This window comes from Pontibacter sp. LHS2, assembly GCF_058932845.1.
Genome location: NZ_JBZYWG010000001.1, coordinates 303,228 through 315,165, shown reverse-complemented (window position 1 = coordinate 315,165; position 11,938 = coordinate 303,228). Strand labels below are relative to the sequence as shown.

The window sequence follows — 11,938 nt, the reverse complement described above, 5'->3', positions numbered from 1 at the left end:
GTGAGCAACCAGACACCGACACAGCGGCTGATTCTGGGTACGGCGCAGTTCGGACTACCCTACGGAATCAGCAACCAACGGGGGCAGATTCCAGAAGCAGAAGTGGCGGCCATACTGGCCGTATCAGCAAAAGCAGGTATAGACACGCTGGACACGGCTGCAGCTTACGGCAGCAGCGAGCAGTGTTTGGGCAATTCTCTCAACACCCTGCCAACCCAATTCCGCATCATCTCCAAGTATCCGCCCAACACTCCTGACATAAGTGTGGCGCAGGCATTACGTGGCTCACTAGAGCGCCTGAAAGTAGATAAACTGTATGGCTACCTGCTGCACAGCTACGCGAGTTATAGCAACAATCCAAGTATACTGGACGAACTGCAGGAGCTCAAGTCTTCCGGCCAGGTCGAAAGAATTGGCGTATCACTCTACCATCCGTCGGAGGCGGAGCAGCTGCTCGAACAAGATACGCCAATCGATCTTGTGCAGTTTCCCTACAGCATTTTCGACAGGCGTTTTGAGGAGCTGCTCCCAGAACTTCATGGTCGGGGCATTGAAACGCATATCCGCTCGGTATACCTGCAAGGACTATATTTTATGCAGCCAGATAGTTTGCCGTCCTTCTTGCAGGAGGCAGCCCCCAAACTGGAGCGGCTGCAGCAACTGGCTAAAACACATCAACTCCTGATCGGGGCGGTTTGTCTGGGTTTTGCGCTGGCAAATCCCTATATTTCCAGTGTGGTGATCGGTATGGAGAGCTTGCATACCCTGCAGGAGAACATCAGCTTCAGCAACATGGAACTGCCCGAATCGCTTCATAACGAACTACTCGAACTAAAAGAAGAAAACGAAAATATACTCTTACCCTACAAGTGGCCCGCACGATGAGCAGTAATCTGACTGAATTATTTTCCCTCTCTGGCAAGGTGGCCCTCGTCACGGGCGGTTACGGGCACTTGGGCACCGCCATCAGCTTAGGTCTGGCCGAGGCTGGGGCTACCGTCTATGTGCTGGGCCGCAGCGAAACCAAATTCAAACAGGCTTTCAGTGAACACACTGACCTAAGCCTGGCTTTCATCTACTGCGACATTTCCGATACCCAAACCGTTGCAGCCGCCTTTGAACAGGTGCAGCGTGAACAGGGTCGTGTTGATGTGTTGGTGAACAATGCCTTTTATTCCAAAGGCCAGCAGCCAGAACAGCTCACTGATGAAGAATGGAGCTATGGCATCGACGGTAACCTCAATAGCGTGTACCGCTGCATCCGGGAAGTGATCCCCTACCTTAAACAGAATGGCGGACGGATCATCAATGTGTCTTCCATGTACGGCATGGTTTCTCCGAATTTCAGCATCTACGACGAAAACCCGGCTTTCCTGAATCCGCCGCATTATGGCGCGGCCAAGGCGGGTGTGCTACAGCTTACCCGTTACTTTGCCTGCTATCTGGGCAAGCACAATATCACGGTCAACGCCGTCACGCCGGGGCCTTTCCCCAGTGAGCAGGTGCAGCAGAACGAAGTGTTTGTGGAGCAGTTGAAAAAGAAGAACCCACTGGGTCGTATTGGCAAGCCTGAGGATCTGAAAGGAGCCTTTGTATACCTGGCTTCGGACGCCTCGGCTTATATGACGGGACAGAACATGGTGCTGGACGGAGGCTGGACGGCATGGTAAAGGTCGGCGCCATCATACAGGTGCGCTTGGGCTCGGAGCGACTCCCCGGAAAGGCCTTGCTTCCGCTGCCATTCAGCGGCGGCCCCTCCCTGCTGGAGCATGTGGTGATAAATGCCCGCTCTGCGAAAGCTTTGCAAGAAACGATCGTAGCCACTACGACACGCCCCGCAGACGATGCCATCGAAGCTTTCTGCAAGGCGAAAGAACTACCCTGCCTGCGCGGCTCAGCCGATGATGTGCTGGAGCGCTTCCAGCAGACTGCTCATACCTGTAAACTGGATGTGATCGTACGGCTCACTGGTGATAACCCCTTTGTGATGCCGGAAACGATTGACCAGGCTGTCTCTCAGCTTCAAGCGACCAATTCAGATTATCTGATCACCACGGGTCTGCCCTTGGGTACCAACGTGGAGGTGTTTACCCGTCAGGCATTGGAAACAGCCGCAGCACAAGCTACGACAGCCGCCGATAGGGAACATGTGACGCCTTTCATCAGAAGAGAAACCGGCTACAGCACGCAAACGCTGTCCTTTGATTCACCCATCAATCAGCTGCGCCTTACCGTAGACTACGCGCTGGCCGGGCTGCTTTTTGAGCGGCTCTGGAAACCGGGTAAGCCCATCTCGCACAGCGCGATTAGTAAACTGCTGCATGAGCAGCCCTGGCTGCAGGAGGTGAACGCCGCTAATTCGCAGCGGCAAGTGTTTGTCTCGGAAGAAGAGGAAATAGCCGCAGCCAAAAAACTGCTGCAGGCCGGAGGATTTACCAGAACGCTGCAAAAACTACCATAGGATGAACAGGAAGACACGCATCATTTTCAGGGCAGACGGGAATAGCCGCATCGGACTAGGCCATGTGACACGTTCGCTGGCACTAGTGCAGATGCTGCGCAAGGACTTTGAATGCGTGTTTGCGATACAATCGCCCGACCTGGCATTGCAGGAGCGGATAAAGGAGGTATGTGATGGCATCATCGTACTTCCCCCTGCTGATAAAGACGCTGCTCGCTTTGTACACGAACTGGATGCTTATGTTTCTGAAGAAGAGATCGTAGTACTGGACGGCTATACCTTCAACACGGCTTATCAGCAGAATATAAAGTCCCGTGGTGCGGCTCTGGTTTGCATCGACGATATCCACGCCTATCCCTTTGTAGCCGATGTAGTGATTAACCAGGCTGGTGGGGTAAAGCCGGAATTATACCAGACCGCTCCCTTTACCCGACTACTGCTCGGTCCGCACTATGCGCTGCTGCGGCCCGCATTCCTAAGAGCATCCAAAGCCACCCGGACAATGCCCGAAGGTGAACTACGTGTGCTGGTCTGCATGGGAGGAGCCGACCCCGACAACCATACCTTACAGGCCTTGAAAGAATTGCACGCTATACCTGCTGCAATACAGCTGGAAGTTGTTATAGGCAGTGCTTATAGCCATTTGCACGCACTCAAGCAGCACCTGAAAGACCTGCCCCAAGCCAGCCTGCATCGTGACCTCTCTGCTGAAAGCCTGCGCCGGTTGATGACCAAATGCCAGGCAGCGATCACCTCTGCCAGCGGCATCTCTTATGAATATGCTGCTGTGGGAGGCGTTTTGTTTGTGAAGCAGACCGCTGATAACCAGGAAGGGATACACCAATTTCTGACCACTGAAGGTATAGCCCATGACTACCGCACCCTGTCTCAAGTACTGCAGTCAGGTATAAACCAGGAGATGTTCAATGCGCAGGTAACTAGCCAACGTCAGTTTTTCGATGGAAAAAGCGAAGAACGATTACAGGAGATTTTCCATCGCCTGGGACTGGCGGCGGACCTTAAAATCCGCGAGGTTACATTAGAGGACCTGCAGTTGCTTTTCGACTGGGCCAATGACCCGGAGGTTCGCCGGCACTCTTTCAATCCAGAACCCATTCCGCTGGAAGACCATACCCGCTGGTTTAAGGCCAAACTTGACAACCCCAACGCCATCCTTTATATTGCTGAAGCAGACGGAAAACCAGCCGCTCACACCCGCTTCGACCTTACTGGCAGCATAGCCACCATCAGTTACCTGATCTCGGCCGACTACCGGGGCAAGGGCCTGGGGCATACGGTATTGTTGAAAGGTGTAAAGCAGTTACTGCAGGCCCGGCCGGATGTACAGCTAGTAGAAGGTTTGGTGCAGCAGGAGCACAAAGCCTCTGTGCGATCTTTTGAGAAAGCCGGTTTTACTTACGGTGATCCTGACCCGGCTCACCCGAAGGCATTTCGTTTTGTCTGGCAGCCAAAGACCAGCGCATAGTTTAGAAACAAATACCATGATTAACGATATCAGTATCGCTGGCCGCCTGATCGGCCCTTCCCATAAGCCTTTTATCATCGCCGAGATGTCGGGCAACCACAACCAGTCACTGGAGCGGGCGCTTGCCATCGTGGACGCCGCTGCCGAGGCTGGTGCAGATGCTATCAAACTGCAGACCTACACCGCCGACACCATGACTCTGCCCGGTGCCCTCACTATTGAGGACGAGGGTTCGCTCTGGAAAGGCCGTGAGCTGTATGACCTCTACAAGGAGGCTTATACCCCTTGGGAGTGGCACCAGCCTATTTTTGAGCGGGCAAGGGAGCGGGGTATTATCGCCTTCTCCTCTCCTTTCGATGAATCGGCCGTGGACTTTTTGGAGAGCCTGGATGCGCCTGCCTACAAGATCGCCTCATTCGAAAACACAGACCATCCGTTGCTACGCAAAGTGGCAGCTACCGGCAAGCCCGTGATTATGAGCACCGGTGCTGCGACCGTACAGGAGGTGGCTGAAGCGGTGCAGGTACTTCGTGAAGAAGGCTGTCTGGAACTGATTCTGCTCAAGTGCACCTCCACTTACCCGGCCACACCAGAGAATACCAACTTGCGTACCATTCCGCACCTGAATGCGCTTTATGACGTACAGGTTGGCCTCTCTGACCACACCATGGGCGTAGGGGCTTCGGTAGCCGCTGTGGCACTCGGTGCGACCGTGATCGAGAAACACTTTACCCTTAGTCGCGCCGACGGTGGCGTGGATTCAGCCTTCTCGCTGGAGCCTGCAGAACTGCAGTCGCTGGTAGTGGAGTCGGAAAGAGCCTGGCTGGCGCTGGGGCATGTACAGTATGGTGTGCAGCGGGCAGAGGAAAAGAGCCGCCTCTTCAAGCGCTCTGTCTATGCTTCTAAAGACATTCAGGCAGGTGAAGCCTTTACCAAAGAGAATATCCGTGTGATCAGACCTGGTTTGGGACTCCCGCCGAAACACTACGACAACCTGCTGGGCAAAAACGCTGCGCAGGACATCAAAGCAGGCACACCGCTTAGCTGGGACATGGTTTAGCGCATGAAAGACTGGTATTCGCTTTACCGCAATATACTATACCTGCATTTTTCGGAAGGTTTCTACAACTTGCCGGAAAGCGCAAAAAACGCAGCCTCCCCTTCTAATACGCTCATGCGAATCTTACGAATGGTAGGCTATACCTTGGTGCGGCTGTTTTGCAATTTGATTCGCTCAGTAGAGCAGCCGGAAAAATTACAAGGAAAGGTATGGCTCTATGTAGTGAGTCAAAACAACTACGACAGCCTGCATTTTTTAGAATCAGCTATACCTGACGCTGTAATGGTAGCAGGCCAGAGCAAAGCCATTGGCAGGTATAACCAAGAGGTGGCAAGGCTCTCACTTCGCAAGAAATTGCTCTACTACTATAAGTTTCTGCCGCTTTTCTTTCAGTTTCTCTCCCATCGTAAGCACAGCACCCTCCGCTTCGTGGACCTGCTATACGATGCCATTGGCTTTTACGAGGTATACCTGCAAAAGCTGAAAAAATACCGCCCGCAGGCCATCGTCTTTGCCAACGACCATAATGCAGATGCCCGGGCAATGTTGCTTGCAGCAAAAAAACTGGGCATTAAGACTGTTTATGTGCAGCACTCCAGCGTGAGTAACTTATTTCCGCCGCTGGCTTTTGATCTCAACCTACTGGAAGGCCAGGATTCGCTGGACAAGTACAGGCAGTGCGGACCAGTGCATGGTCAGGTGGAATTTATTGGCATGCCCAAAGCCGATAAGTTTGTGCCGCTTCGTAATAAGAACCAACAGGTGCAAACACTGGGTATAGCCTGTAACCTGATGGACCGGGTGGAGGAAGTCGAGCAATTGATTCGCCATATCTGCCATGATTTCCCGCAGCTGCTCATCCTATTGCGCCCCCACCCCCGTGACAAGCGCAGCTATGCCTTTGCCACGGGCATCAATTCTAACATTAGCCTTTCTAATGCACGACAGCAGTCCGTTTTTGAGTATTTGCAAGGTATAGATATGCTGGTGAGTGGCAACTCCGGCATCCACCTAGAAGCAGTGCTACTGAATGTGTGGTCTGTTTATTTTAATTTCAATCCCCGGGAAGAGCTGCACGACTATTACGGTTATGTAGCGCACGGCCTTGTGGAAGAGGCAGCCTCTTATGCAGCACTTAAGCCAATGTTGGAGCAGGGTATACAGCAAAAGCCGGAAGTATACCTGCGGGCTCAATACTACAATGCGACAGTAGGTACGCCTTATGACGGTGAGAGCAGTGCACTTGCAAGCAATTTTGTAAAGGCGATGCTGGCTTATCCTAACGAATAATGCTTATATTCAGCATTCTGAATGTTATTTAAAACACGTTGCATTTGAAGACAAGTTTACGCTTTCTTATTTTTTTGACCCTCCTGTACTTTCCGATCGGTTTAGCTGCTCAAGGCCCTGGCAATGCTTTGCAATACCACGGCCAAAACGGCTATGTAGTCACCAGCAACTCAAATCGGAATGTATCGAGTCACATTACTGTTTCTGCCTGGGTAAATACATCTTCAAATAAATACATGTGGGTCGTTGGAAAATATGACCGATATGGCGCTGAACGTGGCTTCCACTTGATTATTAAGGATGGCAAGGCTGCCTTTGCTGGAAGAGACGGCTCAGGATTCTATAGGAATTCAGGCTATTCAAGCGTAAACGTCAATGATGGGAAGTGGCATCACTTGACTGGCGTGTGCGATGGCAGCAGCTGGCTGATCTATGTAGATGGGGTGCTGCAGAACAGCTTTTACTCAGGTTATAACCTAACTAGTCTCATAAACAACGCCCCTCTTGCCATCGGTAAAGACCTTTTAGTGGACAATGAGTATTTCGTCGGGCAGATAGATGAAGTCCGCATCTGGAACACAGCGCTAAGTGTGGGCGAAATCCGAGATCAGATGTGTACCAAATTTAACAGAATGCCAGATGCGCTGGTAGCCCACTTCAATTTTGATCAGCAGCAAAGCAATACCGTTACTGACCACAGTCCCTTGCGCTTGCATGGGCAGTTGCAAAACTTGAACCCAAATACTTCCTGGGTAAAGTCTGGGGCTCCAATTGGGGACGAAAGCTTACACATTTACACGAAGAATTGGGAAGGTCTACACCCTTTGCAAGTAGAAGACACTGTTGGACGTCTGTTTGTGGATGGCTGGTTAGGAGAACATCCGGAAGGGCTTCAAATGTACTTGGTGAAAGCTGATACTAATGACAGTAACGGACACGCTGTAACGGATAGGGCCGCATATTTTGGCTTTTTCACTCCTCTGGCCCCTAAGACCCAGGCCAAATTGCGCTACCTACCGCTTACCTCTTGTAGCGTTGACATTGACGAGCGGCTACAATACAACAACGCCGTATGGTCACCTTTGGTCCTTACAGAACAAAGTCCCTATATTGTGTCAACCAGTGAGAGCTATCGTGGAGAGTACAGAATTGGAGTAGCCAACGGAAAACTCAAAATAGAGGGAAACTTAAACATATGCCCAGGCAGTAGTACAATCCTTACAGCTCTTACTGAAGGCACAGTTTTGTGGAGTACAGGAGAAACCAGTAAATCCATTACAGTAAATGCCGCTGGTGCCTATACTGCTACCTCGGTCGTTGCTGGATGCACGCTGGTCGAGACTGTGGTTGTTGAATCAGCATCACTACCAACACTAGACCTGGGGCCTGACCTGACAATTTGCTCAGGCCAAAAAAAGACATTCAGCGCCCCTTCGGGCTATAGTTACCTATGGAACACAGGAGCTACTACTAGAACAATTGAGGTAAGCAAATCTGGTACATATTGGTTGGAAATCACTAATAGCCAGGGCTGCCGCGTTAGAGATGAAATTAACCTCACGGTACTGCCTGTGCCAAACATCCCGCTCCCCTCGCAAATCGTTGCTTGCCCTAACAGCGAAGTGCTGTTAGATGCTAACATTAACATACCTGGAGCAAGTTATCTGTGGAGTAATGGACAGAAAAGCTCTTCGGTGCTGGTAACTGCACCTGCAGAATTGAGTGTGACAGTAACCTTATACGACTGTTCATACACTCATAACGTTTCTGTGCGGGTAGACAATACAGACCAGCCTAGCATACAAACTACAGGTAATTTCTGCACAGGTTTCAGCACCACACTGAGTGTCAGTACAGATGAAAATGTGCTATGGAGTACCGGCGAAAAGAGCAAATCCATTACAGTAAGCGAACCCGGCGAATATAGTGTCACCTTTAATGTCAATGGCTGTACATTCACGGATCGTGTTGTTATAAGTGAGTTTCCCAATCCTGTTGTAGACTTAGGTCCCGATCGCACACTTTGTAGTGGTGAACAGACCATGCTGGAGGCACCTGCAGGAAACTATACTTACAGGTGGAGCACGGGCGCAACTTCAGGAGTTATAGAGGCAAAAACCTCCGGCAAATACTGGGTGGAGGTGACGAACACCAACGGCTGCACTACCAAAGATGAAGTAACTGTTGAAGTAAAGCCACAGCCAGACTTCACCCTGCCTCTGGAACTTAACGCCTGTTATGGAGAGCGGATTAGCGTGGACGCCCTGACGCCAAACGCCACATACCTGTGGAGCACAGGACAGACCACTCCGACGGTCGTTGTAACGGCTCCCGCCAAACTAAGTGTTGCCATCACAGTAAACGGCTGTACCTATACTCGCGAGGTGAACGTCACCAGCGACGAATGTCCTGTTGTCCCTAACATCATTACACCAAATGGTGATGGCAAGAACGATACGTTTGTGCTGCAGGGAATCAATATCGATTTAATTGAAATTGAAATCTTCAACCGCTGGGGCCAAAGTGTGTACAAGCGCAATTCCTACGACAACATGTGGTCAGGTGCTTCAGGAGGTATGTACTATTACCATATCAAAAGCGGACAGACACAAAAGGTTTACAAAGGGTGGGTGGAAGTAGTACAGTAATACTGGCAACTCTGCCTGAATCGGCTACCTTTGTGGCCTGAATTAAAAACATGAGCAAACATCTCCAGCGCGAGGGAATTTGGAACACCGTGATTTCATACGCCGGCATCGCCATCGGCTATGTGAATACCATTCTGCTGTTTCCGAACTTTCTGGAGGAGGAAGAAGTGGGCCTTACCCGCCTGCTGATTCAGATCTCGGTGATGTTTGCACAGTTCTCAGCGCTCGGTTTTGTGAACATGAGCGTCCGCTATTTCCCTTACTTCCGGGACAAGAGCAAGGAGCACCACGGCTTTCTATTTCTGATGCTGGCTATACCTGTACTGGGTTTTGGCGCCATTACTGGACTCTTCCTGCTATTCAGGCCGGTCGTGATCGACTATTACATCGAGAACTCTCCCCTCCTGCTCGATTACTATTACTTTGTGATCCCGCTGGCCTTTTTCACGCTGCTGTTCAATCTGCTCACAGCCTACCTGCGTTCCCTGTTCAAGACCATCATTTCGTCTTTCGCCCAGGATTTTCTGCTGCGCATCCTCACAACGGCACTAATAGGTCTTTATGCATTTGACTGGATTGAATTCAGGCAATTCGTGCTGCTCTACATTGTCATTAATGCGGTAATCACGCTTTCGCTGGTAGTATATGCGCTGTGGTTAAAGCAACTTTTCCTGCGCCCACGCCTAGCGGCTCTGAGCATTGTACCACTACGGGAAATGCTGTATTTCGGCTTTTTCACCTTCCTGGGCAATATCTCGGTCACCATCATCACCACCGTCGACCAGATCATGATCAGTTCTTACAGTCTGGGCGACAACGGTATTTACACTACGGCCTTTTTCATTACAAGTGCTATTATGGTGCCGGCACGGTCTATTTTCAAGATCGCTTTTCCGCAGGTGGCCGAGTACTGGAAAGACAAGGATATGGCAGGTATGGAGCGGCTTTATAAGCAGATCACGTTGATCAACCTGATTGTGGGTTTGCTGCTCTTTATCGGCATTTGGGCTAATATCGACAACCTTTTTTCTTTCATGCCGGAGACCTACCGGGCCGGTAAATACGTAGTGCTGTTCCTGTCCATGGCCCGAATTATCGACCTGGCCACAGGTATAAACGGCATCATACTGGCTACTTCTGAGAAGTACCGCTGGGACCTGCTTTTTAACGTGGTGCTGGCCGGTCTTACCATCTGGACCAATTACGTTTTCATTCCACTGTATGGTATAAATGGAGCTGCCCTCGCTTCCATGATCTCCTATGTCACCATCAACCTGCTGCGCCTCTTCTTTGTGCAGTATCTTTACAAAATGCAGCCTTTTGCCTGGAATTCATTGGGTGTGACAGCTATTGCAGCTTTGGCGCTGGGAGCTTCCTATCTAGTGCCATACCTAGGCAATCTATACCTGGATATCCTGGTTCGCTCCCTGCTGATCACCGCTATCTACATGGGTCTGATGCTTGGCTTGCGGGTATACCCGGATATGAACCAGTGGCTGGCTAACTCACTGAAAAAGTTTAGAAATACGAAGTAAGTATTAACCTGCCTGTTTCTTGCGGAAAGCACGCCACTGTAACTAACAGGTAGGCAGCTCGTTGAAAATATTAACTTATAAAATAAATCAACAGGCATGCAACGAACCATTATTTCCTTATTGATAACATTCTTTCTATCTGTTATTTCATGTACAGATAAAGAGCAAAACCAATCTGATACAGGTAAAGAAAGCGCTTATCAAGAATACAAAGAGTTTGTGATCGCTACAGAGCAGCAAGCTAATTCAGATGACCAGTCAAACCTGCAAGAGTGGGATGGTGAGGTCAGCGAGCTTAAAGAATCATACCTCACTTATCAAAGTCAGGTAATGAAATACTCAGATGAATACAGGCCGGAACGCCGGGAGGAGATCAATCAATTGCAAAGACGGTATGATGTAGCAATACAGAAATTACAAGAGCGGCACGAAGATGTCAGCAGACGTTACCAGCTCCGGCAGGAGTTGCTGGGTATTGATGTGGAGTCAGATGATCTGAGTGAGATCACAACAGGTAATCTGGCAGCAACTTATCAGCATTTTGTCAACACCCTGGATCAAAATAAAGCGCAATACTCAGGCCGCGACTGGGAAATGATAGAAGGCTGGTGGAACGCCCTCCAAAACAGAGCTAAAGAACTCGTACAGGGGCTTACCCCTGTTGACAGATCTGCCATTGCAGAATCAGAGAAGCGGTACTTACAGATCAGGCAATCAGTTTAGCAGAACTAACTCTTGTACTCTAATAGCCTGTAGTCAGGTTGAAGGTTTCAACCTTGGAGTCAAGTACTTTTCCGTTTTCACACTTCAATACACGGTGTGGGTAGCGGTTGATGATCTCGTAGTTGTGCGTTGCCATCAGGATGGCGGTGCCACTGTTATTGATCTCGTTGAAGAGCTGCATGATCCCGTCGGCCACAATCGGGTCGAGGTTACCGGTTGGTTCGTCGGCCAGCAGGATAACCGGTTCGTTAAGGAGGGCGCGTGCTACGACAATACGCTGCTGCTCTCCCCCGGATAGTTGGTGCGGAAGCTTGTTGGCTGCGGCATCAAGTCCTACCCGCATGAGTACTTCCGTGATCCGCTGCTTGCGCTTCGACTTGTCTTTCCAGCCCGTGGCTTTTAGCACAAAGGCCAGGTTCTCGGCCACGGTGCGGTCAAAAAGAAGTTGAAAGTCCTGAAACACAATACCGATCTTACGGCGCAGGTAGGGCACTTGCTTACGTGGAAGCTTACTCAGCTTGAAATCGGCAATATGGCCTACACCTGTCTGTAATGGCAGGTCACCGTAAAGGGTTTTAAGCAATGAGCTTTTCCCACTGCCCGTGCGCCCTACCAGGTACACAAACTCCCCTTTGTCAATGTCAAAGTTGACACTGCTCAACACGGTGTTCACATCCTGATAAATAGCGACGTCGCGCAGCGACACTACAGGGGTAGATGAAGAAAAGCTCATAT

10 protein-coding genes are annotated in these 11,938 nt (G+C 50.4%); 9 read left to right on the top strand and 1 reads right to left on the bottom strand.

What is annotated here, in order from left to right; translation table 11 throughout:
• From AC5FX6_RS01315 to AC5FX6_RS01275, 9 genes are all read left to right on the top strand, one after another.
• Complete coding sequence (locus AC5FX6_RS01315; RefSeq protein WP_493595221.1) at positions 1–885, top strand: aldo/keto reductase; 885 nt, start codon at positions 1–3, stop codon at positions 883–885.
• Positions 882–1,670: an SDR family NAD(P)-dependent oxidoreductase gene (locus AC5FX6_RS01310; RefSeq protein WP_493595220.1), complete on the top strand. Its 789-nt coding sequence runs from the start codon at positions 882–884 to the stop codon at positions 1,668–1,670. Before AC5FX6_RS01315 ends, AC5FX6_RS01310 begins: the two co-directional genes overlap by 4 nt.
• A complete protein-coding gene (locus tag AC5FX6_RS01305) occupies positions 1,664–2,461 on the top strand; it encodes a cytidylyltransferase domain-containing protein (RefSeq protein ID WP_493595219.1) in 798 nt (265 codons plus the stop codon). The genes AC5FX6_RS01310 and AC5FX6_RS01305 overlap by 7 nt, the downstream gene beginning before the upstream one ends.
• A gap of 1 nt (position 2,462) precedes the next feature.
• Positions 2,463–3,947 carry a UDP-2,4-diacetamido-2,4,6-trideoxy-beta-L-altropyranose hydrolase gene (gene pseG, locus AC5FX6_RS01300; protein ID WP_493595218.1) on the top strand — a complete coding sequence of 495 codons (1,485 nt, stop codon included), beginning with the start codon at positions 2,463–2,465 and terminating at the stop codon, positions 3,945–3,947.
• Between the two features lie 16 nt (positions 3,948–3,963).
• On the top strand, positions 3,964–5,007 hold the full coding sequence (gene pseI / locus AC5FX6_RS01295; protein WP_493595217.1) for a pseudaminic acid synthase: 1,044 nt from the start codon (positions 3,964–3,966) through the stop codon (positions 5,005–5,007).
• 3 nt (positions 5,008–5,010) lie between these two features.
• On the top strand, positions 5,011–6,297 hold the full coding sequence (locus tag AC5FX6_RS01290) for a hypothetical protein (protein ID WP_493595216.1): 1,287 nt from the start codon (positions 5,011–5,013) through the stop codon (positions 6,295–6,297).
• A gap of 44 nt (positions 6,298–6,341) precedes the next feature.
• On the top strand, positions 6,342–8,945 hold the full coding sequence (locus tag AC5FX6_RS01285; protein WP_493595215.1) for a LamG-like jellyroll fold domain-containing protein: 2,604 nt from the start codon (positions 6,342–6,344) through the stop codon (positions 8,943–8,945).
• Between the two features lie 50 nt (positions 8,946–8,995).
• Entirely contained in the window at positions 8,996–10,480 is a 1,485-nt protein-coding gene (locus AC5FX6_RS01280; protein ID WP_493595214.1) for a lipopolysaccharide biosynthesis protein, read from the top strand.
• Positions 10,481–10,576: 96 nt separating this feature from the next.
• Complete coding sequence (locus AC5FX6_RS01275; RefSeq protein ID WP_493595213.1) at positions 10,577–11,203, top strand: hypothetical protein; 627 nt, start codon at positions 10,577–10,579, stop codon at positions 11,201–11,203.
• Between the two features lie 19 nt (positions 11,204–11,222).
• Here AC5FX6_RS01275 and AC5FX6_RS01270 read toward each other — a convergent pair whose 3' ends face one another.
• On the bottom strand, positions 11,223–11,936 hold the full coding sequence (locus tag AC5FX6_RS01270; RefSeq protein ID WP_493595212.1) for a cell division ATP-binding protein FtsE: 714 nt from the start codon (positions 11,934–11,936) through the stop codon (positions 11,223–11,225).
• Positions 11,937–11,938: the final 2 nt, after the last annotated feature.